Source organism: Mesorhizobium sp. M0060 (assembly GCF_040323155.1).
GTDB lineage: Bacteria > Pseudomonadota > Alphaproteobacteria > Rhizobiales > Rhizobiaceae > Mesorhizobium.
In genome coordinates this window covers 162,479-185,614 of sequence record NZ_JAMYUP010000010.1, presented here as the reverse complement: position 1 = coordinate 185,614, position 23,136 = coordinate 162,479, and the positions used below count along the sequence as shown (strand labels likewise).

Below are 23,136 nucleotides of genomic sequence, written 5' to 3'. Positions count from 1 at the left end.
CGCTGGCGCCCTCCTCTCCCCTGGGGTTGTGGTCTGTTGGCCCCTTTTTGCCATTCGAATTTCGTTGGTCATGGGGGGTTTGGGGGTATTCTCCCGATGTGATTGCCCTTCACCCATCGAGCGAACAGCCATGACCACCATCACAGCAATCTCCGCCCCGCCTCGCGCCTACAAACTGGTCGGCGCCGGCCGCCGGCAGTTGATCGGCCTGCTCTATGTCGCGCCGGCCGTTGCCCTGGTCGTGGTCTTCTTCATCGTGCCGCTTTGCATGACCGCCTGGATGTCGCTGCACAACTGGCCGCTGATGGGCGCGCACAGCTTTGTCGGCCTCGATAATTACTGGGCGATCCTGCGCGACACCCGTTTCTGGAACGCGCTGCGTTTCACCGGTTATTACACGGTGGTGGTGACGATCGCGATCTTCGCCGTCGCCTTTCCGCTGGCGCTGTTCATCGAAAGGCCGCGGCCGCTGACCGGCTTATACCGCACCTCCTTCTTCATGCCGGCGGTCATCGGCTTCGCCTCGGCCAGCCTGCTCTGGTCGTGGCTGCTCAATGTCGATTCCGGCCTGTTCAGCCCGGCCGCCTTCGAGCTTGGCCTGACCGAAAAGAAATTCAATCTGCTGGCGACCTTCCAGCCGGCCTTCTGGTCGATCATCGCCATGGTGGTGTGGAAGGTGGCGGGCTTCACCATGATCATCCTGATGACCGGCCTGCAATCGATCCCGCCGGATCTGCAGGAGGCGGCGATGATCGACGGGGCAGGGCCGCTGGCGCGGTTCCGCGCCATCACCCTGCCGCTGATGCGCCGCACGCTAGCACTGGCGCTGATCCTCTCGGTCGCCGGCTCGATCCTCGCCTTCGACCAGTTCTACATCATCCTGCGCGGCGGGCCGCGCAACCAGACGCTGACCGCCGTCTACTGGATCTTCAACCAGTCCTTCGTGTCGTTCAAGCTCGGCTATGGCGCAGCACTTTCGATGATCCTGCTGGTCATCCTGGTGGCGCTCAGCCTCATCCAGCTGCGGCTACTGCGCAATCCGGAGGGTGTCGACTGATGGCGCAGGCTCGCACCCGCAAACGCCGCATCGGCATGCAGATTGCCGAGCACTCGACCGGCATCATCGCATCCATACTGTTCATCGCGCCGATCGTCTGGACCGTTCTTTCGGCCTTCAAGCCGGCGCAGGAGGCGCGTCAGCCGCCGCTGCCGCCCTGGCCGACGACCGGGTTCTCGCTCGAGAACTACGCCACGCTCAACACCTTTGGCGACGGCCTCTGGCTACCGGCGCAGAACAGCATCTATGTCTCTGTCATGACGGTGGTGCTGTCGGTGATCGTCAGCGTGCTGGCCGGCTATGGTTTCTCGCGCTTCCGCTTTCCGCTGAAGAACCTCCTCTTCGTCGTCATCCTGTCGACGATCATGATCCCGTTCCAGTCGATCCTGACGCCGATCTTCCTGGTGTTGACCAAGATCGGCTTGCACAACACGCTGACCGGACTGGTCTGCGTCTACGTCACGCTGCAGCTGCCGTTCTCGATCTTCATGATGCGCAACGCCTTCGACGCGGTGCCGCGTGAGATCGAGGAAGCCGCCCGCATGGACGGCGCCAACAATGTCACCATGCTGCTGAGGGTCATGCTGCCGCTGGTCTGGCCGGGCATCGTCACCATCGCGCTGTTCGCCTTCCTCGGCGCCTGGAACGAGTTTTTGGCAGCCCTGGTGCTGATGACCGACCAGTCCAAATTCACGCTGCCGATCATGATGACGGCGCTGCAGTCCGGCCGCTTCGGCGCCATCGACTGGGGCGCGGTGCAGGCCGGCGTCACCGTGATGATGGTGCCGTGCCTGGTGCTCTTCCTGTTGCTGCAGCGCTTCTACATCCGCGGCCTCATGGCAGGGGCCGTGAAGTGACCAATCGAACCGAACCGGAGTAAATTGATGACCGCATCGCAATCCGCCAAGCCGGCTGCCGAGCTGCGCAAGCCAAAACTCGCCTTCCGGCCGCTGCCGGTGCCGCAGGTCGACGTGCGCGGCTTCTGGGGCGACCGTGTCGATGCCGTCGCCTCAAGGACCGCCGGCATCCTCTATGACCGCTGCGTCGAGGCGCGCATGCTGGAGCAGATCGATCCGGACCGGCCATCGCCCGGCGTCGTCATTCCGTTCCACTCACCCTCGCCGGACGAGGCAGCCACCGCCGGCAACGAGTTCACCGGCTCGACGGTAACGACGCAGATGTTCTGGGACAGCGATTGGGGCAAGACCATCGAGACCGCCGCCTACTCGCTCTACCGCCGCCGCAACGACGAGCTGGAGAAGAAGATCGACGCCGTCATCGACATGTACGGCAAGCTGCAGCAGCCCGACGGCTATCTGTCGAGCTGGTACCAGCGCATCCAGCCGGGCTTGCGCTGGACCAATCTGCGCGATTGCCACGAGCTCTATTGCGCCGGCCATCTGATCGAAGGCGCGGTCGCCTACTACCAGGCCACGGGAAAACGCAAGCTGCTCGACATCATGTGCCGCTATGTCGACCAAATCGCCGAGACGTTCGGTCCCGAGCCGGGCAAGAAGAAAGGCTATTGCGGGCACGAGGAGATCGAGCTGGCGCTGGTCAAGCTGGCGCGGGTGACCGGCGAGCGCAAATATATGGAGCTTGCCAAATACTTCATCGACCAGCGCGGCCTTGAGCCGCATTATTTCGACGAGGAGGCGCGCGCCCGCGGCGCCGACCCCAAGGCCTATCATTTCAAAACCTACGAATACAACCAGTCGCACAGACCGGTGCGCGAGCAGGACAAGGTCGTCGGCCATGCGGTGAGGGCGATGTACCTCTATTCCGGGATGGCCGACATCGCCACCGAATATGGCGACGACACGCTGCGGGTGGCGCTCGACCGCCTGTGGGACGATCTCATGACCAAGAACCTCTACGTCACCGGCGGCCTCGGGCCGTCCTCGCACAATGAGGGTTTTACCGCCGACTTCGACCTGCCCAACGACACCGCCTATGCCGAAACCTGCGCTTCGGTCGGCCTGGTGTTCTGGGCAAGCCGTATGCTCGGCATGGGCCCCAACGCGCGCTACGCCGACATGATGGAGCGGGCGCTCTATAACGGCTCGATCTCGGGCCTGTCGCTCGACGGCTCGCTGTTCTTCTACGAAAATCCGCTCGAGAGCCGCGGCGCCCACCATCGCTGGAAATGGCATCGCTGCCCGTGCTGCCCGCCCAATGTCGGGCGCATGGTCGCCTCGATCGGCAGCTATTTCTACGGCCTGTCGGACGATGCACTGGCCGTCCATCTCTATGGAAACAGCACGGCTCGTTTCGAAATCGCAGGGACGCAAATAGAGCTGACCCAGACCAGCAACTATCCATGGGACGGCGCGGCCTCGATCAGCGTCGAACCGGAAGCGCCGACCGAGTTCACCTTGCATCTGCGCCTGCCGGCCTGGTGCCGCAAGGCAACGCTCAGGGTGAATGGCGCAGATGTCGATCTGGCTGATATCACCAGCGACGGCTATGCCGCGATCCGCCGCGAATGGCGCAAGGGCGACCGTGTCGAGCTCGATCTCGAAATGGCCATCGACCGCCTCTACGCCAACCCGCAGGTGCGGCAGGATATAGGCCGCGTGGCGCTGGCGCGCGGTCCGCTGATCTATTGCGTCGAGGAGACCGACAATTCCAGCCAACTGCACCGCATCGCTTTGCCGCGAACAGCTGACATCGAGGCGCATGAGCAGCCGAACCTTTTGGGCGGCGTCGTAACACTTTCGGCTATTGCCAAAAAGGAGGCATTCGAAAACTGGGAAGAGGGACTCTACCGCACCGAACCGCCGGCGGTGGAGGAAGCGAAAGTCACCGCCGTGCCGTATTTCGCCTGGGACAACCGCGACGCCGGCGAGATGCTGGTCTGGCTCAGAAGCGCCGGATAGCGGTATCGCCATTTGAGCCGCGTTGCATGCCTTGAATTCGCCGGGGCGCGCGTCATCTAGCGTTGAGTGGCGCCAGCCACTTGAACGGGTGGAGGCAGATTTTGGCGCTCGAAGCTGTCGCGCGTCCGAACGCCGGCGGCCGCTTTATTGCGGTAGCCGTCGCGGCGGTGCCGCTGCTGTTCGTCGTCAGTGGACTGGCCATCCGCTATGCCGCATTCACTTCGGTCTCGGCGGAACCAGGCTTCGCGTCCTATGCCCAGGCGCTCTGCCGGTGGGATTGCGCGTGGTATGTCGGTATTTCCGAACACGGTTATGAGCGCTTTCCCGTCCCAAACCAGAGCAATGTCGGACGCTGGGGCTTCTTCCCGCTCTATCCGATGCTGGTGGCGGCGATCCGGTCTGTTTTCCCTTTCCCGACGATACTGGTCGCATCGATCACGTCGATTGCGTGCAGCTACGCCGCCTGTCTGGTGGCCTGGCCGCTGCTCGAGAAGAACATGCGCGCTTATGTGCTGTATTGCGCCTTTCTGCTCAGCGGCCCGTTCTCCTTTCATTTTACGACTTTCCTGACCGAACCTCTTTTCGTGCTCCTGACGTCGTGCGTTTTTCTGGCGCTCAAACGCTCCAGCTATCTGGCTGCGGCACTGTCATCGGCTCTCCTGTCGGCAACCAGGCTCGTCGGAGTGCTCGTTGTATTTGCGACCGTCATTCAGATGTTCAGGGATTACCGGGCAAAGGGCGGATCGACGCTGTCGTTCCCCCATTGGCTGCTTGGCCGACCGGATCTGCTCGTCGCGATCTTCATCTCGCCTGCCGGTCTATTCGCCTACGTCCTGTTCCTCTACCTGACGGTCGGGGACGGCTTTGCCTTCCTGCACGTCCAGCGCGCGTTTGGACGGGTGGCCGGCAATCCGCTCGGCTTTATATGGGATGGGCTCTCGGCCGTTCCGACGGACGGATGGCTGCCCACGGCGCCGCAATGGAGCGCGCTCGCCGCACTCATAGGACTGGCGCTATCGGCGGTTCTGGCGGTTCGCAGGCAATATGGCGCCGCGCTGTTCTGCGCCTGCTGCATCATCCTGCCGCTGATCACGAACCTGGCCTCGATGGTCAGATACGTCGTTGGGCTTGCGCCTCTGACAATGGTGTTGGCCATGCTGCTGTCGGCGTCGAAGCTGACTTATCTTGCGGCTCTGGGCCTCTTCCTCAGCGCCTGTTATTTCATGACCGTGGCGTGGATCGGGGGCTATCTTGCCCTGGTCTAGCACTCCGGGCCCGCATCGGCGCGCGGCCTCGCTTGGCGGCTACACGCTGGCGGCGGTTCTGGCCGGGGCGGAAATCATCATCCTTGCGCTTGCTCTCAATCCAAACGTCAATGCCGATTATCGCGCCTATTACATTGATCGGACGACGACCTGCCTCAATCGCGATGCGGTCGGCAGCTACACACATGGCGAGACGGTGTCGTTCCGGTCCGACGGAGCCAAAAAGGCAACCGGCATGATGGTCTGTGGCTGGTCGGGGCCGGTAGCCGACGGCACCCATTCGCTGGGCGAGACCTCGCGGCTTCGCCTGGAGATACCGCCGCTCCGCGACAGCCTGACGGCCACGCTGCAAATGGCCGCCGTCATTCGTCCACCACAGATCACGCAAAGGGTTGTGATCTCGGTGAACGGCGTTCGGGTGCATGCGGTGACGCTGTCTGGCAAAGAGCCACGCACGGTCACGTTCGTCATTCCACCGGCGGTCCTCGCCGAGGCCAAGACATTCGACATCGCCTTCGACTACCTCGACGGCATTCCGCCAAGTCCGGCCGCCAGCAACATCTATAAGCGCTCCATCAAATTGTTATCGTTCCGGCTCGATCCCATTGAGCCGGGTCAGGGCGGGCGATCACGTTGCTGGCCAGGTCTTCGCTGCGCAAAAACCCACCGGTCGAGCATGAGAAGATTGACCGCTGGAACAAGCAAGCATGTAACCAGAATGGCAATGATCGGCGGCAGGCCGAGTTTGGCCGTCAAAAGCGCCGGCGCGGCGTAGGCCACAGCGAAGCCTGTCGCCGTCAGCAAGAAAAAACGCGGAGCTTCCGATCGATGCGATCCGCTCGATGCGAAGGTTACCAACTTATGCGCAAGATAAGAAAACAGGGCGGCTGCGGTGTAAGCCGCGAGCGAGGCACCGACCGGCGAGAGGCCGAACCGTTGCCATTTTGCCAAAGCGGTGGCCAGCACTGCATAAAGGATCGTTGCGGCGATGCCGACGGACCCGAAGCGCGCCAGCAGTCTCAGCCCGGCGTCGCCGGTCGAACGGCGCTCAGACATGCGCACTGCACGCATACTGCGCTCCAAGCGGCAAAGGCGCGAATACGCGCTCGACTCTTCTGGCCAAGGGCCTTGCCGACGGCAGCAGCAGGAAATGCTCGGATCGGATGTCCGTGAAGCCGGTCGCCCGAAAGAGGGACGCTGCGGTGGCGGCGTTGAGGAGGACCGCGTCGTGGTCGAACGGACACCGAAACACCGCAAGACGCGTCAGTGGATTATAGGGATTGTGCTCGATGATGCAGGCGACGCCGCCTGGCCGCACGACGCGCCGCATTTCCAGGAAGAAATCGAGCCAGACAGCGCGCGAGACATGATGGACGACACAACTGGCGAAAGCCAGATCGAACGTGCCGTCCTCATAAGGCAGCCCCTGCGTGCTGCAGGTCCTGTAGGCCACACGCGGATTGTGTTGGCTGGCGCGCAAAATCGAGTCTTGCGAGACGTCGCAACCATCGAGGCTGTCGAAAGCGCCGTCGAGGTAGGGGTGGAGCGAACCGACGCCGCAGCCGACATCCAGCGCCGTTACAGCCGACCCACCCTGCCGAAGCTTTCGCTCGACCACCAGACGCCGCAGCAGGTCCGCCTTGGCGACAAGGAAGAAGTCGTGCCTGAGTCCGGAAAACCGGATGGACCCTTCGACCGCCTCGCCATAGTTGGAATTATAGCTGTCGAAGAGTTCGCCCATTGGCGGGGACTCCACTCCTGGGCTTGTGAAACGATCGGCGGCGCTCACCAGAGACGGCACGCATCGCCTCGTCGAAGCCGGTGAGCCGATCGATCACGTACAGCGGGCGGCGTTTCACCTCGGCGTGGATGCTGCCAACATAGAGCCCGACCACGCCGGTCATGAAAAGATTAATGCCGCACAGGAGCGACACGATCACCACCGTGGATGTCCACCCGGCAATGATGCCGGCTTCAAAAAACCAGGCAAACATGGCGTAGGCACCAAAGACCACCGCAAGCGCGGAAATGGCCAGTCCGCCCCAGAGCGCCAGGCGCAACGGCTTCTCGGAGAAACTGACGATGCCGTGAACCGCAAGGTGCATCATCTTCCAGAATGGGTATTTGGTCTGGCCCAGGGTTCGCGCGTGGCGCTCAAATGGCACTGCCGTCTGCTTGAAGCCCATCCAGCCGAACATGCCCCTGACGAAGCGGTCATGTTCGGGCATACGCTTGAAGGTTTCCAGTGCCTTGCGGCCGACCAGGCGGAAGTCGCCGACGTCGCGCGGAATATCGACCGAAGTCATTTTCTCCAGCAGGCGATAGAAAAGACTTGCCGTAAAGCGCTTGAACCAGGATTCGCCCTCGCGCTTGACTCGGCGGGCATAGACGATCTCGAAGCCTTCCTTCCACTTAGCTATCAGATCGAGAACGACTTCCGGCGGGTCCTGCAGGTCGGCATCCATGACGATGACGGCATCGCCCGCAGCGGCGTCCATACCGGCGGTAATCGCCACCTGGTGACCGAAATTGCGGGAAAATTCGATCAGCCGAAAGCGCGGCTCGGCGGCAACCACCTTTTGGAGGTATTCGACGCTTCCATCGAGGCTTCCGTCATCGACGAAGATGGCCTCCGTTTCGCCGTCCAGCCGACCGATAAGCGAACTGATCCGCTCGATCAGCCGAGGCAGCACCTGTTCTTCATTGTAGATGGGCAGGACCAGCGAGTAGCGAGGCGGTGACCTGTTCACCGTCATTCCAGGGCCATGGACCACAGACTCTCGCATGCGGTTGAAAATGGAACGAAAGCTACAAAGTTCCAAAGGTATGCAAGAAACTGCTAATTTAGCCAGTTCTGGATAGAATACCGGTTCTCAACGAGGTGATGGGCTTCCGCATCGAAGCGCGAACTGTCAGGAGACCGCCGGCGAGCTTCGCTTTGGCGTGCGCTAGCACAAGCCATTGACCGGTCTGAAGACCGCCGCGCTCTAGTCCTTCGCGCGCTCGACATAGGCGCCATCCGCAGTCATCACCACCACGCGGGTGCCGGCGCTGATGTGTGGCGGTACCAGGGTGCGCACGCCGTTGGACAGCGTTGCCGGCTTATACGATGAGGACGCCGTCTGGCCCTTGGTCACCGGCTCGGTCTCGACCACCTCGAAAGTGGCGCGCTGCGGCAGTACCAGCGAGATGGCGATGTTGTTGTACTGCGAGATCTGCACCGGCATGCCTTCGACCAGATAGGGGGCCATGTCGCCGACCACGCTTTCCGGCACCGCGACCTGGTCGTAGCTCTCCGGGTTCATGAAGTGAAAGCCTTCGCCGTCGCGATAGAGGAACGTGTGCTCGCGCTCCTCGACATAGGCGCGCTCGACCTGCTCGGTGGTGCGGTAACGCTCGGAAACCTTTACCCCGTCAGAGATACGCCGCATGTCGAGCTGGGTGACCGGCGTACCCTTGCCAGGATGAATGTTTTCGGCAAAGAGGATCACATAGAGCTTGCCGTCCTTTTCGACGACGTTGCCTTTACGTAAGGAGCTGGCGATGACCTTCACGGGTTTCCATCCTGCTAAAATTTGTTGGCGCAAATCGGCTGGAGAGGCCGTTGCGTGCGGCCTAGCGCATCTTGGCAGCAATCGCCAGCCCTCTGTGCAATTCCCCTGAAGTCGATGACCGCCGCCTCGCCCTGGTGGACACCGCATGTCCACGCCGACCGCCGGCCGCGGCTGATCCTGCGCAATGCCATTGCCGCCAGCATGCGCGACTGGTTCGCCCGCCGCGACTTCGTCGAGGTGGAAACATCGGCCCTCCAGATCTCGCCCGGCAATGAAGCGCATCTGTCGGCCTTTGCCACCGAGGCGATCGGGCCGGACGGCGCGCGCCAGCCGCTCTACCTCCACACTTCGCCGGAATTCGCCTGCAAGAAACTGCTTGCCGCCGGCGAGGAGCGCATCTTCAGCCTCGGTGCTGTGTGGCGCAACCGCGAGCGCGGCCCCTTGCACCATCCGGAGTTCACCATGCTCGAATGGTACCGCGTCGGCGAGATCTATGAGAGCCTGATGCACGATTGCGCCGAGCTCGTCGCGCTGGCGGCCGAACGGGCGGGCGCAAAGCGCTTCGGCTTCCGCGGCCGCGAGGCCGACCCGTTCGCCGAGCCGGAACGGTTGAGCGTCGCCGAAGCCTTCATGCGCCATGCCGGCATCGATCTGCTGGCGACGGTGGCAGCCGATGGCAGCACCGACCGCGCGGGGTTGCACGCCGCCCTGGTCCAGGCCGGGTTGCGGACCGCGCCGGACGACAATTGGGCCGACCTGTTCAGCCGGGTGATGGTCGAGAAAATCGAACCGGCGCTGGGGCAGGGACGCGCCACCATCCTTTTCGGATATCCGATCTCGGAGGCGGCATTGGCCCGGCCGAGCGCCGACGATCCGCGCACCGCCGAGCGCTTCGAGCTCTATTGCTGCGGCGTCGAACTCGCCAACGCCTTTGGCGAGTTGACCGACCCAGCCGAGCAACGCCGGCGCTTTGCCGCCGAAATGGACGAAAAGCAGCGCGTCTATGGCGAACGCTACCCGATCGACGAGGATTTCCTCGCCGCGCTCGCCATAATCCCGCAAGCAAGCGGCGCGGCGCTCGGTTTCGATCGGCTGGTGATGCTCGCCACCGGCGCGCTCAGGATCGACGACGTGATCTGGACGCCGGTGGCCGGCTCCTGACGACAGGTTGGGCTGACCGACGCATCAGATTTGCAACCAATTAGATGGTCAGGCCAGGCCGCCGCTGGCTGCGTCGGCCAGAAGATTAGCGACGACGAGCAGGATAATCGACAGACCCATCATCAGCGTGGCGGCGGCGGTGACTGCCGGGAGAGCTTTTCGCGCAGGCCGTTGGCACTGGCGAGGAACTGCACCATGACGACCTCGTCATGGGCGAAGCGCTGCAACCCTTCCGTGTGTTGCCGCGCTCTTGGTGGGCCGGCATAGTGCTGGCGGAGTTCTCGGCGCAGCGGAGCTAGCCGCCATCGTACTCAGAATGGCCTTCGGCACAATGCCAGACAAGAACGCGCTGAACACAAAGCATGGCGGCGAATGGACAATGTCCTGGCGCTTGGTCATACTTGCGGCCGCAGCGATTAACGTTGTGATGCTCTTGGCCGCGCTGTTCGTCGCGCAAATTCTTGGTCTGGACGCTACAATCTTCTATCGAGATCCATCTGCAGCCGCCGATGTCGGCTTCTATACGGGGTGGATTTCGTCCCTCGGTGCTTCACTATGGATCGGCACCGGCGCGGCGACCCTGTTTGCTGGCCTGCTCACGCACCGATGGGATTGCACGTTTCTCGGCGGCCTTACCCTGGTCATGGGCCTCGATGACCTGTTGTTGATCCATGAGGACGTGCTGCCGGTTGTTGCGATACCAGAGATTGTTACGATGATTGCCTACGCCGTCGCCGGGTTGTTCTGGTTCTTTCGGCTGCGACGGAAGACATTCGACGGCACGATGGTATTTGTGGCCGCAGGCTTCTTACTCGCGATGTCAGCAGCGATCGACCAGCTGGGAGAGCTGTTTCCTAGCCCGGGTTCGGCGGTCGACATCGCCGAAGACGCTGTCAAAGAGCTTGGCATCTTCCTTTGGGCGGCAGGTGCCGTTGGGTACGCGGCGATGGTGACACGATTGGGCCGCCCGTGGGTGGATCCAGCCGATCCCAACTCTACAGGCTGACTGTCGCACACGCCGCATCTTCGACTAGCGCCGACGCCGCCAGCGGTGCCGCCGTCGCGGCGCCCGCCTGATAGGGCTCGTATGCCTTCACTCGATGCGCGGTCGCTGCCTGCCACGGCGGGCCAGAAGATTAGCGACGACGAGCAGGATGATCGACAGCCCCATCATCAGCGTGGCGGCGGCGGTGATTGCCGGGGAGAGCTTCTCGCGCAGCCCGATGAACATTTCGAGCGGCATGGTGCGCTGATTGGCGCTGGCCAGGAACTGCACCACGACGACCTCGTCGAACGAGGTGACAAAGGCGAAAGCGGCCCCTGACAGCACGCCGGGCAGGATCAGCGGCAGCATCACCCTGAAGAACGATGTGATGGGCTTTGCTCCGGAGATGGCTGCAGCGCGCATCAGATTGCGGTCGAAGCCGGTGAGGCTCGCTCCCACCGTGATGACGACGAACGGGCTGGCGAGCGCGGTGTGCGCCAGGATGATGCCGGCATAGGTGCTGGCCAGGCCGACGCGGGCATAGAACAGATATGAGCCGACGGCGGTGATCACCACCGGCACGATCAGCGGCGACAGCAGCAGCGGCATGACGATGCGGCGGCCGGGAAACTTTTCGTCCGAAAGCGCAATCGCCGTCAACGTACCGAGTATCGTTGCGATCAGCGTCGTCCCGAACGCAACGATCAGGCTGTTGCCGATCGCCGATTGCCAGCGTTGGGTTCCGAGCACGACCGCGTACCAGCGCGTCGAAAATCCCTCCAGCGGAAAGATGAAGAAGGCGCCGCTGTTGAACGACAAGGGGACGGGAATGAGGATCGGCACGAGGAGGAACAGGATCACCATGCCGCACCACAGCCACAGCAGCCCGATGCGGACGCGCTCACCAAGGGTTGGATAGGGAGACAACAACATGGCTATACCAGCTTGAGGCGGTCGAGGCCGAGGATACGGGCGAAGATGCCGAACAGCGCCACGGTAAAGACGAGCAGGATGAAGCTCAGCGCTGCCGCCATCTCCCAGTTCAGTTCGACATTGACGTAGTTGGCGATGAAGTTGCTGATCAACTGGTCGCTGGCGCCGCCGATCAGCGCCGGGGTGATGTAGTAGCCAAGGCAGAGGATGAAGGTGAGCAAACAGCCCGCCATCACGCCCGGAAAGACCTGCGGAAGGTAGACGCGGCGGAATGCGGTTAAGGGTTTTGCGCCAAGCGAATAGGCGGCCCTCATCTGCGACGGCTGGATCGTGCGCATGACGCTGTAGATCGGCAGCAGCGTGAACGGCAGCTGGATGTGGGTCATGGCGATGATCAGGCCGACGCGGCTGTACATCAGGTCGAGCCGGTCGTCGGCAATGCCGAGCCACAGCAGCAGGTCGTTGACCAGGCCGAATTTCTGCAGGAGCACGGTCCAGGCCGCGGTTCGCACCAGGATCGACGTCCAGAATGGCAGCAGCACCGCGACGATGAGGATGGCGGCGAGGCCCTTGGGCACCGAGGCGATGAGGTAGGCGAGGGGAAAGCCCAGAATCAGCGTGGCGAGCGTCACCGCCGCGGCGACGAAGAATGTGCGCATGAATACCTGCAGGAAGATCGCCTGTTCCGGCGGCACTCTTTCAATGCCTCCATCGGCGTTCCAGCGCAGATCAAGCGCGCTCAGCAAGTAGAACGACGTCACGCTATGGGTGCCGCTCTCGATGACCGGCCACGTGCCCGGCGCCGACCAGAACGGCACCGCTTTCATCACCTCAAGCGGGGGCCTGTCGGCAGCCTCAAGTTGGCGTACCGTCTTGAGCACCTGACTGCGCGCACCGGGCAGGCGGGCGTTGAGGCTCTTGGCAAGTTCGTAGGCGGTGCCCTTGGCCTGATTGTCGCGGAGGTCGGCGGCAAGGGCCAGGAAGGCGGCGTCGCCGGGCAGTCCCGCGCCGTTCCAGCCGCGCAGCGCTTGGCTGGTCTGCGGCAAGGCGTCGAAAATCGTCGGATCATAGACGGCGCGCGACAGAAGCAGGACGATCGGGATGCCGAAGCTCAGCGCCAGTAGCACCAGCAAAGGCGCCGCCAGCACCAGCGACCGCAATCGGTCGCCGAACTCGGCGCGCCGAAGTTTTGCCGTGACGGATTTCGCCGCGTTGGCATCGGCGGCCGGCCGGTCGCGCGCGATGTGCGGCCGGTCCAGCTTCGTGGGCTCAAGCGCCGTCATTTTTCCTACTGCGCGAGCCAGGCGTTGAAACGCTTGACCAGATCCTCGCCATAGTCGCCCCAGAATTCGGTATCGGCGACCAGATAAGCGGTCATGTGGTCAGGCGCGTTCGGCAATTTGGGCAGGGCGTCCGGCGCGACAAAGGAAGCTGCATCGGTGCGCACCGGCCCATAGGTGATGTAGCTGGCGAGCTTGGCGTTGTTTTCCGGCTGGCTGATATAGGCAAGGTATTTGTAGGCCAGCTCTGGGTTCTTGGCGCCCTTCGGAATGGCGATCATGTCGTATTCGAGGATCTGGTTGTTCCAGACGATCTTGAATGGCGCCCCGTCCTTGTCGATCGCATTCTGGATACGGCCGTTCCAGGCGGTGGTCATCACCACTTCCTTGGATGCGAGGAGCTGCGGCGGCTGTGCGCCGGCATCCCACCAGACGATGTCTTTCTTGATGGTGTCGAGTTTCTTGAAGGCGCGGTCGACGCCCTCCGGCGTGGCCAGCACCTTGTAGACATCGGCCGGCGCGACGCCATCGGCCATCAGCGCCCATTCCAAATTCTGCGCCGGGAACTTGCGCATCGCGCGCTTGCCCGGAAACTTGGTCGTGTCGAAGATGTCGAGCACCGAGGTCGGGGCCTCTTTCAGCACGTTGGGGTCATAGGCGAGCACGTCGCCATAGGCGTCGAGGCCGACGCCGCAGTCGAGCGCGGAGCCTTCGAGGAACTTTTCGCGCGGCGCGATCTTGGAATAGTCGAGGCGCTCGAGAATGCCGGCGTCGCAACCCTGCAGCACGGTCGCGGTCTCGACCGTCACCAGGTCGATCGGCACGTTGCCGGTATCGACCATGGCTTTGACCTTGCCGAGATCGCCAAGATATTCCTGCTCGACGATCTTGGCACCGGTCTCTTTGCTGAACGGCTCGAACCATGCCTTGCGCTGGGCATCCTGCCAGGCGCCGCCGCTGGCCATGATCGAAAGCTCGTCGGCGAAGGCGACATGTCCTGACGTGATGAATGCTGTGGCTGCCGCGAAGGCGAACAGCCGGGCTTTTGTGATTTTCATTGTTCTTATTCCCCTGTTTTCGAGATGGAACCGCCTGTTCCGGCATCGGCCGGAAAGGCACGGCAGTCGTTGGGCGCGCAGGAAACCGTGACCGGTTCCCCGTTGCCCATGGTCGTTTCGGGGCCGACCTTGACGGTCAGCACCTGTCCGTTTTCCAGCCTGGCCAAAAGACGCTGGTGGTCGCCGAGATAGATGCGGCCATCGACCGTGCCGGCCAGCCCATTTGCTCCTTTCGAAGCGGGTGCAAGCTTCAGCCGCTCCGGGCGGATGGCGACATGGCAGGCTGCGCCCTCCGCAACTCCGATGGCGAGCGCTGTGATCGAACCACCACCGTCCAGCGCGACGCGGCACTCCTTGCCAGAGACGCGTTCGACCTTGCCGAGCAGCGTATTGTTCTCGCCGATGAAGCTTGCGACAAACGAAGTTTGCGGCGCGTTGTAGAGATCATCCGGCGAACCGAGCTGGGCAATCCCGCCATTGTTGAAGACGGCGACGCGGTCCGACATCGTCAGCGCCTCGCTCTGGTCGTGTGTCACATAGACGATGGTGACGCCGAGCATTGTGTGCAGCTGCTTGATTTCGAGCTGCATGTGCTCGCGCAGCTTCTTGTCGAGCGCGCCGAGCGGCTCGTCCATCAGCACCAGGCTCGGCTCGAACACCAACGCGCGGGCAAGCGCGACGCGCTGCTGCTGACCGCCGGAAAGCTGTGCCGGCCGCCGGTCGCCGAACTGCCGCAGCCGCACCATGTCGAGCGCGCGGCCGACGCGGGAGGAAATGTCCGCCTTGGTGATCTTGCGGACGGAAAGCGGGAAGGCGACGTTTTCCTCGACGCTCATGTGAGGAAATAGGGCGTAGTTCTGGAACACCATGCCGATGTTGCGTTGATACGGCGGCAGCCTGTCGACCGACCGGCCTTCAAGCGTGATGACGCCGCTGGTCGGCCGTTCGAACCCGGCAAGCATGTTGAGCGTCGTCGTCTTGCCCGAACCGGAGGGGCCGAGAAGGGTGAGGAACTCGCCGCGCGCCACGCCGAGGTTCAGCCGCGTTACCGCGAAGGTCCGGCCGTCATAGGATTTCTCGACGCCGACAAACTCGACAAATCCATGGCTGCCGGCATCGGCGCCCGCTGCCGAATCGGCGCCTGCCAGCGCTGCCGGTTGGACGGTCACGAACGGAAATCCGTCGAGCTGCGGCAGAGGCTGCTTGTTGAAACGAGGTGGTGCTTGCCGTGCATGTGTCGGTCTCGCATGACGCTGCCGCACAATGGCGGCAAACCAAACTTGTATGCTCACACAATCGATCTCTAAAGAACCATAGATGCAGACAAGTTTGGCCGTCAAGCCGATTTTTTCTAAGTTGTGTGAGATTTTTCGATCGGATTTTGAGAGTAGGCGTCAGACAAGCGCTATTGTCCGGAGCGTTGTCTTATGCTAGATGCGCCGGTAGCCAAAGTGTCAACACACCGAATCCGCCAATCCGCATGCTTCAGGACCTGCAACTCGCCTCGGATGAAGGCCCGGTCTATCGCCGCCTTGCCGACGCTATTGCCGAACGAATCACGTCCGGCACGCTTGCGGTTGGCGACCGCCTGCCGCCACAGCGCGAGATCGCCCGCGCACTGGGCATCAATGTCACCACGGTGACGCGCGCATTGTCGACGCTCCAGCAGCGCGGCCTGCTCGACGCGCGGCCCGGACGCGGCACAACGGTCGCTGCCCGCAACGGCGGCGAAAGGCCAGGTTTCGTGTCAGCGCCGAGCGACGACACCGGCGTCATCGATCTTTCCGTCAACAGACCTGCGACGTCGGCCTATCTCGACGCGTTGGGGCTGTTATTGCCGCGCCTGTCCAAGGACCGGCACTACGCCACGCTTCAGGACTATCACCCGCCCGAGGGGCCGCTTTGGGCGCGGGCGGCAATCGCCGAGTGGATGCGACCGGTGGCGGGGGAAGGCGATCCCGGCCGCGTGGTGCTGGCGGCGGGCGCCCAGCATGGGCTGGATTGCGTACTTGGGGCGGTGACCAGGCAGGGCGAGGTCGTGCTCGCCGACGAAGTGACCTATCAGGGCATCAATGCACTGTGCCGGGTGCATGGGCTCGATCTGAGAGGCGTCGCCATGGACCGTGGCGGCATGCGGGCCGACGCGTTCGACGCGGCCTGCGCGCAGCTTCGCCCACGCGCGGTCTTCCTGGTCCCCACGCTTCACAATCCGACCACCATCACGCTGGTCGAGGAACGCCGGCACGAGCTGGTGGCTGTGGCCCGCCGCCACAACGTCCTCATCATCGAGGATGATGTCTACCGCCCGCTGGCAGACAATCCGCCGCCATCGCTTGCCAGCCTCGAGCCCGAATTGACGGTTCACGTCGGCGCCTTGTCGAAATGCCTTGCCCCAGGGCTGCGGCTCGGTTTTGTTATCGCGCCACGCGCCATAGCCGGCCAGGTTGCAGCGGCTTTGCGCATCAACTGCTGGAGCATCAGTCCTTTGACTGCACTGATCGGCGCGCGGCTGATAGAAGAGGGCTTGGCGGCGCGCATCATAGAAACGCAGAAGCAGGAGCTTCGCCAGCGCCAGGCCATCCTCACCGAAATCCTCGGCCGCTACGATGTCCAGAACCACCCAACCTCGACGCATGCCTGGCTGCGCCTTCCGGAGCCGTGGCGGGGCGCGGGTTTCGCTCGTACCTGCCTGGAACGTGGCGTTGCCGTGCTCCCGGGTGATGCCTTCGCGGTTGGGCGCGAGCCGGTACAGCACGGCGTGCGTATCAATGTCGGCGCCGCGCGCTCGCTCGACGATCTGCGCACGGCCCTGAACACGATGGCCGAACTGTTATCGGCCGGCCATCTGCAATTGCCTGGCTTCGTCTAGATCATGATCCCAAAAGGTGGGAGCAGGGTTTCGGAACATCATGGTCAAGGATACGGTGGTGGCAACATCTGAGACCACTGACATCGCCATCATCGGTGCCGGCGTTGTTGGACTGGCGACGGCACTCCGGCTCGCAGTTGACGGTCGCGAAGTCCTGCTCATAGACGCCAATGAGCCGGGCTCCGGCGCCTCTTTCGGCAATGCTGGAACGCTTGCCGAATATGCCTGCATGCCGGTAGGCAATCCGGCCGTGCTGCGCTCGTTGCCAAAACTGCTTCTCGATCCGGACAGCCCCTTCGCGCTGCGCTGGGCAGCATTTTTCCAGGTCGCACCCTGGCTGCTCCGCTTCGTGCGGCAGTCGCTTCCAGCCGCCACGCGCGCCAATGCGCTGGCACTCGCGGGGCTTCTTGCCGAAGCCCTGCCCGCCCGGGAGGAGATGGTGGAGGAGGCCGGCATGGCAGACCTGCTGCGACGCAATGGCTGTCTGTACTTGTATCGTCGCGAGAGCGATTTCGCCAAGGCTGCCGGCGGCAGGGCGCTACGCGCCGGGTTTGGCGTCCATCAAGACGTTCTGACGCCAGCAGCGGTGGCCGCGCTGGAGCCCGGCCTCCCCCCAACCGGGGCCAGCGGACTGTACTTCCCGGACTCGATGAATGTCACCGATCCGAAGAAAATGATGCGGCGGTTGCTCAATGCCGCGACCGACAGCGGCGTTTCGGTGGCGCAGGCTGAGATAACCGGACTGCGGGTCGAGGCGGACGGTGTCAGGCTCAGCGGTTCCGGCTTTCGCGTCAAGGCGAACACGGTGGTGATCGCCGCGGGCGCGAAATCACAGGCGTTGGCGATGCAGGCCGGCGACAGGATCCCGCTCGAGACCGAACGCGGATATCATCTCGAATTCCCGACCGAAGCGCCTGTGCTCAATCGTCCGGTCTGTCCTGTCGATCTCGGCTTCTACATGACGCCGATGACCGGCCGGCTGCGTGTTGCCGGAACAGTCGAACTCGGCGGGCTTGCAGCGCCGGCAAATCCGCGCCGGCTGGCACTGCTCGATCGCGGTGTCCGGCAATTCTTTCCCCAACTCGGCCAGCCCTCATCCGAATGGCTCGGGTTCCGGCCGTCGCTGCCCGATTCCCTGCCGGTTATCGGTCCGTCGCGCGCCAGCTCCAGGGTGATCCACGCTTTCGGTCACGGCCACCTCGGCCTGACACTCGCTCCGATCACTGCACGCCTGGTTGCCGAGCGGATCAGTGGTCGCGGCGATCCAGGGCGTGTCGCGACGTTTTCGGCTGATCGCTTCCGCGCCTGACCGATCGAAGGTCACGCCTTCCGGTTGATCAGACCAGCCTAATGCGCAAGATCAAAGATCTACATGGTCTTTATGTGCGTCAAGAAGAACGGACGGCGCTATAGATCGGTCGCGCCGACCTCAGCCGATGCATTTGATTGCCTTCTCCCATTGCAGAAAGCGCACCGGGACAATAGATGGTGCATCAGCGGTTGCCCCTGCAGCCGGCCGCAAATAAACAGGATTATGTGCATGACCGATACGCTCGACGCAGCGAAATTGACCGATCGCGTCGCGGCCCTGGTCGAGGCTGCCAAACGGGCCGGCGCCGATGCCGCCGATGCGGTCGCGGTGCGCGGCCGTTCGACCGGCGTGTCGGTCCGGCTCGGCAAGGTCGAAGGCACAGAGGCGTCCGAGAGCGAGGACGTCTCGTTGCGTGTCTTCGTCGGCAGGCGGGTGGCGAGCGTCTCGGCAACGGCCGCGTCCGACCCTAACATGCTGGCCGAGCGCGCCGTCGCCATGGCCAAAGTGTCGCCTGAGGATCCCTATCAGGGTCTCGCCGATCCGGTCCTGCTGGTCAAGAAGCCACGCGACCTCGATCTGTTCGATGCCACCGAGGTTTCGGCCGACCGATTGAAGGAAGCAGCCCTTGCCGCGGAGGCGGCGGCGCTTGCCGTCAAGGGCGTCACCAATTCGGCCGGCAGCGGTGCCAGTGCCGGGCTTGGCGGGCTGGTGCTCGCCACTTCGCACGGTTTTGTCGGCCATTATGTCGCCTCGCGCTTTTCGCGCTCGACCAGCGTGATCGCCGGCGAGGGCACCGGCATGGAGCGCGATTACGAATTCTCCTCGCGCCAGCATTTTTCCGATCTCGACGCGCCGGAAGACATCGGCCGCAAGGCCGGTGAGCGTGCCGTACGCCGCATTGGCGCGCGCAAGGCTGCGACCGGGCCGGTCGACGTGGTGTTCGATCCGCGCGTGGCGCGCGGCATTGCCGGCCATCTCGCAGGTGCCATCAATGGCGCCGCGGTGGCGCGCAAGACCAGCTTTCTGCGCGACATGATGGGCAAGAAAGTAGCTTCGGCCGCAATCACCGTCAGCGACGAGCCGCTCCGGCGCCGCGGACAGGCCTCGCGCCCATTCGACGGCGAAGGCGTCGAGGGCGAAAAACTGTTCATGGTCGACAAGGGCGTGCTCAACCACTGGTTCCTGTCGACCTCGGCGGCGCGGGAACTAGGCCTCGTCACCAATGGGCGCGGCTCGCGCAACGGCTCCTCGGTCTCGCCGTCATCGACCAATCTCGCCATTGAGCCCGGCGAAAACACGCCGGAAGAGCTGATCAAGTCGCTCAAGACCGGTTTTTACGTCACCGAAGTGTTCGGCCAGGGCGTCGACATGGTGACAGGCGAGTATAGCCGCGGCGCTTCCGGCTTCTGGATCGAAAATGGCGAGCTGGCCTATCCCGTTGCTGAGGTGACCATCGCCTCCAATTTGAAGACCATGTTCCTCAACATGGTTCCGGCGAGTGATCTCGACCGCAATTTCGGCACCGCTGCACCCACGCTTTTGATCGAAGGAATGACCCTTGCCGGAGCTTGATCCGGTCGTCTCGGCCGGCGCTGCTGAAGACCTGCCGCTGCTGCGCGACGCTGCCCGCGAGGCGGGCCTCATCGCTATGCGCTACTTCAACAACAACCCGCAAGTGTGGATGAAGGGCGGCACCTCGCCGGTCAGCGAAGCCGACCACGCCGCCGACAAATATCTGCGCGAGACCTTGCTGGCGGCCCGGCCGGACTATGGCTGGCTGTCGGAGGAAACCGTCGACGACCCGGTAAGGCTTGTCGCGCGCCGCACCTTCGTCGTCGATCCGATCGACGGCACGCGCGGCTTCCTCGAGGGCCTGCCCACGTGGTGCGTCAGCGTCGCGGTGGTCGAGAACGGCCGCACGCTTGCCGGCGTGCTCGACTGCCCGGCGAAGGGCGAAATCTATTGGGCGCTGCCCGGCGAGGGCGCATTCCTGAACGGCAAGCGCATCGGCGTGCGTCCGCCGACGGAAACGGCCGAAATCGCCGGACCGAAGCCGATGATCGACCTGATGCCGGCGAGATGGCACAAACGGCTGAAGCGCGTGCCCTATATTCCTTCGCTCGCCTACCGGCTGGCGATGATCGCCGGCGGCCAGCTCGATGCCACCTTCGTCAAGGCCAACGCGCATGACTGGGACATCGCCGCGGCCGACCTCATCCTGCGCGAGGCAGGCGGCGCCTTGCTCGATCGGCACGGCCGCGCACCGCTCTATGCCGGCGAGGTGATCCGCCACGGGTCGCTCGCCGCCGGCAGTGGCGAACTCCTCACCGTGCTCGCCGGCGTCATCGCCGGGCTGGACAATTGAACATTATCAACGGTTCCAAAGTCGGCAGCTTTGGTCTAGACCTGTCCCAACTCACGATATGTGAAGGATCGACATGGCCGCTGAAGACGGAAAGAAACAGCTGTTGCACCTGGTGTTCGGCGGCGAACTCAAGAAGCTGGGCGGCACCGAATTTCGCGATCTCGACGCGCTCGACATCGTCGGCATCTATCCGGACTATCAATCGGCGCACGCCGTCTGGAAGGCCAAGGCGCAAGCCAGCGTCGACAATGCCCATATGCGTTATTTCGTCGTTCACCTGCACCGGCTGCTCGACCCCGAAAACAAGGCTGCCGGTTGATATCGATGAACCATGAATCGGTGAAGCGATCAGCCCCGCGGTCGGCGGTCAGACGTCGCAAGCCGAAGACGTTCTGGCGCAAGATCCGCGAACCGCTGGCGCAGTCGCGATTCGTCAAGAATGCCATTGCCGCCCTGTTTGCGTATTTCGTCCGCCTTGTCCGCCTGACCAACCGCATGGTCGACGGATCGGCGAAATTTTCCGGCGGCGCCTATGCGCAGCTCGAGCCCGGCATCATCGCGCTCTGGCACGGCCAGCATCTGCTGACCCCGGCCTATTATCCCAAAGGACGGCCCTTGGTTGCCATGGTGTCGCGCAGCGCCGATGCCGAGCTCAACGCGTTGATGGTCGAGAAATTCGGCATCGAGGCGGTGCGCGGCTCCGGCGGGCGCGAAAGCGCAAGGCATCTCGACAAGGGCGGCGCCAAGGCGCTCATCGCCCTCAAAAAGTCGCTCGCCACCGGCAAGAACGTCGCCATGATTGCTGATATTCCCCACGGCACGCCGCGCGATGCGGGGCTCGGTGTCGTTCTTCTGGCGCGGCTGTCCGGCCGGCCGATCCTGCCTGCCGCGATAGCCACCAGCCGCCGCAAGGTGATCGAGGGCAGCTGGGACAAGACGACGATCAACCTGCCCTTCGGCCGCTCCTCGATCGTCGTCGGCACGCCTGTCTTCGTGCCGGCCAACGCCGACGCGACGGAAATGGAACGCAAGCGCCAGGAGGTTACGGCCTCGCTCAATGCCGCAACCGCCGAGGCCTATCGCCTTGTGGACGGTTCGAAATGAGTGTGCGCTGGGCGCGCGCCTTCCTGACCGCATACCGTTTCGCGGGGGCCGCCGCCTACCCGTTGGCCGGGCCTTATGTCGCCTGGCGCACGTCCAGAGGCAAGGAGGATCGCATTCGCCGGCGCGAACGCTACGGCGTCGCCGGACGCGAGCGCCCCGAAGGCCCGGTGATCTGGATCCATGCAGCCAGCGTCGGCGAGACCATCGCCGTCGTGCCGCTGGTCGAGAGCATTCTCGATTACGGCGTCAACATCGTCCTGACGACGGGCACGGTCACCTCGGCACAGGTCGCCGAAGAACGTCTGGGTGACCGCATCATCCACCAATATGTGCCGCTCGACCTCAAGCCGGCGGTCAGCCGCTTCCTCGACCATTGGCAGCCGGACCTGGCGATCATCGCCGAATCGGAGATCTGGCCGATGACCATCCTGGAACTCGGCGCCCGCCGCGTGCCGCAGGTTCTGGTCAATGGCAGGCTGTCCGACCGCTCCTTCAAATCCTGGAAGAAGCGCGCCAACATCGCCGAAGCATTGTTCGAAAATCTCGCCCATGTCGTCGCCCAGTCGGATCTCGATGGCGAGCGCTTCCTTTCGCTCGGCGCCCGGCCGGTCACCGTATCCGGCAATCTCAAGGTCGACACCGCGCCGCCGCCGGTCGACGAACGGGCGCTGTCGGCGCTGAAACGCCAGATCGGCGCCCGCCCGACCTGGGCGGCGATCTCGACCCATGACGGCGAAGAGGTGGTCGCCGCGGAAGTTCACGCCATGCTGCACAAGCGGCATCACGGGCTTTTAACCATCATCGTGCCGCGCCATCCCGATCGCGCCGAGCAGCTGGCCGCGCAGATTTCCGGCATGGGCCTGAAGCTGGCGCAGCGCAGCAAGGGCGACAGGATCACCGCCGATACCGATATCCTGCTCGGCGACACGATCGGCGAGATGGGGCTTTATCTGAGGCTGACGGAAATCGCCTTTGTCGGCCGTTCGCTCACTTCCGAGGGCGGCCAGAACCCGCTGGAACCGGCCATGCTGGAGACGGCGGTGCTTGCCGGCCGCAACGTCCAGAATTTTCGCGAGGCCTATCAGCGCCTGCTCGACAGTGGCGGCGCCAAGCTGGTGCGCGACCGTGATATGCTGGCCGGCGCAGTCAATTTCCTTTTGACCAACGAGGCGGCCCGCCATGAGATGATGGCGGCGGGTGCGGCGACCGTCGACGAGATGCGCGGTGCGCTGGCACACACGCTTAGGTCGCTCGAGCCTTATATCCAGCCGCTGGTCGTCAAGTCGCGCCTGAAGGGCGCAAACGGGCGCTGAC

21 protein-coding genes and 1 pseudogene are annotated in these 23,136 nt (G+C 63.5%); 14 read left to right on the top strand and 8 right to left on the bottom strand.

Going from position 1 to position 23,136, the window contains the following annotated elements:
* Nucleotides 1-130 precede the first annotated feature (130 nt).
* The 5 genes from NKJ94_RS13050 to NKJ94_RS13030 all read left to right on the top strand — a co-directional run bounded on the left by NKJ94_RS13050 (nt 131) and on the right by NKJ94_RS13030 (nt 5,976).
* Complete coding sequence (locus NKJ94_RS13050; protein ID WP_352525466.1) at nt 131-1,057, top strand: carbohydrate ABC transporter permease; 927 nt, start codon at nt 131-133, stop codon at nt 1,055-1,057.
* On the top strand, nt 1,057-1,914 hold the full coding sequence (locus tag NKJ94_RS13045) for a carbohydrate ABC transporter permease (protein WP_352525465.1): 858 nt from the start codon (nt 1,057-1,059) through the stop codon (nt 1,912-1,914). The genes NKJ94_RS13050 and NKJ94_RS13045 overlap by 1 nt, the downstream gene beginning before the upstream one ends.
* A 27-nt stretch (nt 1,915-1,941) precedes the next feature.
* Nucleotides 1,942-3,936: a glycoside hydrolase family 127 protein gene (locus NKJ94_RS13040; protein WP_352525464.1), complete on the top strand. Its 1,995-nt coding sequence runs from the start codon at nt 1,942-1,944 to the stop codon at nt 3,934-3,936.
* A gap of 101 nt (nt 3,937-4,037) precedes the next feature.
* Nucleotides 4,038-5,201, top strand: coding sequence for a hypothetical protein (locus tag NKJ94_RS13035; RefSeq protein WP_352525463.1), 1,164 nt, complete (start codon nt 4,038-4,040; stop codon nt 5,199-5,201).
* Complete coding sequence (locus NKJ94_RS13030; protein ID WP_352525461.1) at nt 5,188-5,976, top strand: hypothetical protein; 789 nt, start codon at nt 5,188-5,190, stop codon at nt 5,974-5,976. The genes NKJ94_RS13035 and NKJ94_RS13030 overlap by 14 nt, the downstream gene beginning before the upstream one ends.
* Here NKJ94_RS13030 and NKJ94_RS13025 read toward each other — a convergent pair.
* The 4 genes and pseudogenes from NKJ94_RS13025 to efp all read right to left on the bottom strand — a co-directional run.
* A pseudogene (locus tag NKJ94_RS13025) lies at nt 5,919-6,257 on the bottom strand (GtrA family protein); the annotation flags it as partial. The gene NKJ94_RS13030 and the pseudogene NKJ94_RS13025 overlap by 58 nt on opposite strands.
* Complete coding sequence (locus tag NKJ94_RS13020; protein ID WP_352525460.1) at nt 6,250-6,942, bottom strand: class I SAM-dependent methyltransferase; 693 nt, start codon at nt 6,940-6,942, stop codon at nt 6,250-6,252. The gene NKJ94_RS13020 and the pseudogene NKJ94_RS13025, both read right to left, overlap by 8 nt.
* A complete protein-coding gene (locus tag NKJ94_RS13015) occupies nt 6,917-7,957 on the bottom strand; it encodes a glycosyltransferase family 2 protein (RefSeq protein ID WP_352525458.1) in 1,041 nt (346 codons plus the stop codon). The genes NKJ94_RS13020 and NKJ94_RS13015 overlap by 26 nt, the downstream gene beginning before the upstream one ends.
* A gap of 231 nt (nt 7,958-8,188) precedes the next feature.
* The gene (gene efp / locus NKJ94_RS13010; RefSeq protein WP_352452293.1) at nt 8,189-8,755 is read right to left on the bottom strand and encodes an elongation factor P; all 567 of its coding nucleotides are present in this window, start codon (nt 8,753-8,755) and stop codon (nt 8,189-8,191) included.
* A 114-nt stretch (nt 8,756-8,869) separates the two neighbouring features.
* On the opposite strand from efp, the gene epmA reads away from it, so the two are divergent.
* Nucleotides 8,870-9,916, top strand: coding sequence for an EF-P lysine aminoacylase EpmA (gene epmA, locus NKJ94_RS13005; RefSeq protein WP_352525457.1), 1,047 nt, complete (start codon nt 8,870-8,872; stop codon nt 9,914-9,916).
* Between the two features lie 331 nt (nt 9,917-10,247).
* Complete coding sequence (locus tag NKJ94_RS13000) at nt 10,248-10,922, top strand: DUF8692 domain-containing protein (RefSeq protein WP_352525455.1); 675 nt, start codon at nt 10,248-10,250, stop codon at nt 10,920-10,922.
* A gap of 87 nt (nt 10,923-11,009) precedes the next feature.
* Here the strand turns inward: NKJ94_RS13000 and NKJ94_RS12995 are convergent, their stop codons facing one another.
* The 4 genes from NKJ94_RS12995 to NKJ94_RS12980 are packed head-to-tail and all read right to left on the bottom strand — an operon-like array spanning nt 11,010 to nt 15,320.
* Nucleotides 11,010-11,834: an ABC transporter permease gene (locus NKJ94_RS12995; RefSeq protein WP_352525453.1), complete on the bottom strand. Its 825-nt coding sequence runs from the start codon at nt 11,832-11,834 to the stop codon at nt 11,010-11,012.
* A gap of 2 nt (nt 11,835-11,836) precedes the next feature.
* Complete coding sequence (locus tag NKJ94_RS12990) at nt 11,837-13,117, bottom strand: ABC transporter permease (RefSeq protein WP_352525452.1); 1,281 nt, start codon at nt 13,115-13,117, stop codon at nt 11,837-11,839.
* Nucleotides 13,118-13,122: 5 nt separating this feature from the next.
* Nucleotides 13,123-14,172, bottom strand: a complete 1,050-nt coding sequence (locus NKJ94_RS12985; RefSeq protein WP_352525451.1) for an ABC transporter substrate-binding protein — start codon at nt 14,170-14,172, stop codon at nt 13,123-13,125.
* Between the two features lie 5 nt (nt 14,173-14,177).
* The gene (locus NKJ94_RS12980) at nt 14,178-15,320 is read right to left on the bottom strand and encodes an ABC transporter ATP-binding protein (RefSeq protein WP_502896107.1); all 1,143 of its coding nucleotides are present in this window, start codon (nt 15,318-15,320) and stop codon (nt 14,178-14,180) included.
* 332 nt (nt 15,321-15,652) lie between these two features.
* Between NKJ94_RS12980 and NKJ94_RS12975 the strand changes: the two genes are divergently transcribed.
* From NKJ94_RS12975 to waaA, 7 genes are all read left to right on the top strand, one after another.
* Entirely contained in the window at nt 15,653-17,041 is a 1,389-nt protein-coding gene (locus tag NKJ94_RS12975) for an aminotransferase-like domain-containing protein (RefSeq protein WP_352525448.1), read from the top strand.
* Nucleotides 17,042-17,099: 58 nt separating this feature from the next.
* Entirely contained in the window at nt 17,100-18,350 is a 1,251-nt protein-coding gene (locus tag NKJ94_RS12970; RefSeq protein ID WP_352525447.1) for an NAD(P)/FAD-dependent oxidoreductase, read from the top strand.
* A 231-nt stretch (nt 18,351-18,581) separates the two neighbouring features.
* Complete coding sequence (locus NKJ94_RS12965) at nt 18,582-19,925, top strand: TldD/PmbA family protein (RefSeq protein ID WP_352525446.1); 1,344 nt, start codon at nt 18,582-18,584, stop codon at nt 19,923-19,925.
* The gene (locus NKJ94_RS12960) at nt 19,912-20,718 is read left to right on the top strand and encodes a 3'(2'),5'-bisphosphate nucleotidase CysQ (protein ID WP_352525445.1); all 807 of its coding nucleotides are present in this window, start codon (nt 19,912-19,914) and stop codon (nt 20,716-20,718) included. The genes NKJ94_RS12965 and NKJ94_RS12960 overlap by 14 nt, the downstream gene beginning before the upstream one ends.
* Before the next feature lie 73 nt (nt 20,719-20,791).
* Nucleotides 20,792-21,037: a DUF4170 domain-containing protein gene (locus tag NKJ94_RS12955; protein WP_352525444.1), complete on the top strand. Its 246-nt coding sequence runs from the start codon at nt 20,792-20,794 to the stop codon at nt 21,035-21,037.
* Nucleotides 21,038-21,042: 5 nt separating this feature from the next.
* Nucleotides 21,043-21,822, top strand: a complete 780-nt coding sequence (locus NKJ94_RS12950; protein ID WP_352525443.1) for a lysophospholipid acyltransferase family protein — start codon at nt 21,043-21,045, stop codon at nt 21,820-21,822.
* The gene (waaA, locus tag NKJ94_RS12945; protein WP_352525442.1) at nt 21,819-23,135 is read left to right on the top strand and encodes a lipid IV(A) 3-deoxy-D-manno-octulosonic acid transferase; all 1,317 of its coding nucleotides are present in this window, start codon (nt 21,819-21,821) and stop codon (nt 23,133-23,135) included. Before NKJ94_RS12950 ends, waaA begins: the two co-directional genes overlap by 4 nt.
* Nucleotide 23,136 lies beyond the last annotated feature (1 nt).

What these genes read in the sequence shown, in the direction of transcription:
- NKJ94_RS13050 (WP_352525466.1), top strand. Translation starts at nt 131, where the DNA reads ATGACCACCATCACAGCAATCTCCGCCCCGCCTCGCGCCTACAAACTG.
- NKJ94_RS13045 (WP_352525465.1), top strand. Translation starts at nt 1,057, where the DNA reads ATGGCGCAGGCTCGCACCCGCAAACGCCGCATCGGCATGCAGATTGCC.
- NKJ94_RS13040 (WP_352525464.1), top strand. Translation starts at nt 1,942, where the DNA reads ATGACCGCATCGCAATCCGCCAAGCCGGCTGCCGAGCTGCGCAAGCCA.
- NKJ94_RS13020 (WP_352525460.1), bottom strand. Translation starts at nt 6,942, where the DNA reads ATGGGCGAACTCTTCGACAGCTATAATTCCAACTATGGCGAGGCGGTC.
- NKJ94_RS13015 (WP_352525458.1), bottom strand. Translation starts at nt 7,957, where the DNA reads ATGACGGTGAACAGGTCACCGCCTCGCTACTCGCTGGTCCTGCCCATC.
- epmA (WP_352525457.1), top strand. Translation starts at nt 8,870, where the DNA reads ATGACCGCCGCCTCGCCCTGGTGGACACCGCATGTCCACGCCGACCGC.
- NKJ94_RS13000 (WP_352525455.1), top strand. Translation starts at nt 10,248, where the DNA reads ATGCCAGACAAGAACGCGCTGAACACAAAGCATGGCGGCGAATGGACA.
- NKJ94_RS12995 (WP_352525453.1), bottom strand. Translation starts at nt 11,834, where the DNA reads ATGTTGTTGTCTCCCTATCCAACCCTTGGTGAGCGCGTCCGCATCGGG.
- NKJ94_RS12990 (WP_352525452.1), bottom strand. Translation starts at nt 13,117, where the DNA reads ATGACGGCGCTTGAGCCCACGAAGCTGGACCGGCCGCACATCGCGCGC.
- NKJ94_RS12985 (WP_352525451.1), bottom strand. Translation starts at nt 14,172, where the DNA reads ATGAAAATCACAAAAGCCCGGCTGTTCGCCTTCGCGGCAGCCACAGCA.
- NKJ94_RS12975 (WP_352525448.1), top strand. Translation starts at nt 15,653, where the DNA reads ATGCTTCAGGACCTGCAACTCGCCTCGGATGAAGGCCCGGTCTATCGC.
- NKJ94_RS12965 (WP_352525446.1), top strand. Translation starts at nt 18,582, where the DNA reads ATGACCGATACGCTCGACGCAGCGAAATTGACCGATCGCGTCGCGGCC.
- NKJ94_RS12955 (WP_352525444.1), top strand. Translation starts at nt 20,792, where the DNA reads ATGGCCGCTGAAGACGGAAAGAAACAGCTGTTGCACCTGGTGTTCGGC.
- NKJ94_RS12950 (WP_352525443.1), top strand. Translation starts at nt 21,043, where the DNA reads ATGAACCATGAATCGGTGAAGCGATCAGCCCCGCGGTCGGCGGTCAGA.
- waaA (WP_352525442.1), top strand. Translation starts at nt 21,819, where the DNA reads ATGAGTGTGCGCTGGGCGCGCGCCTTCCTGACCGCATACCGTTTCGCG.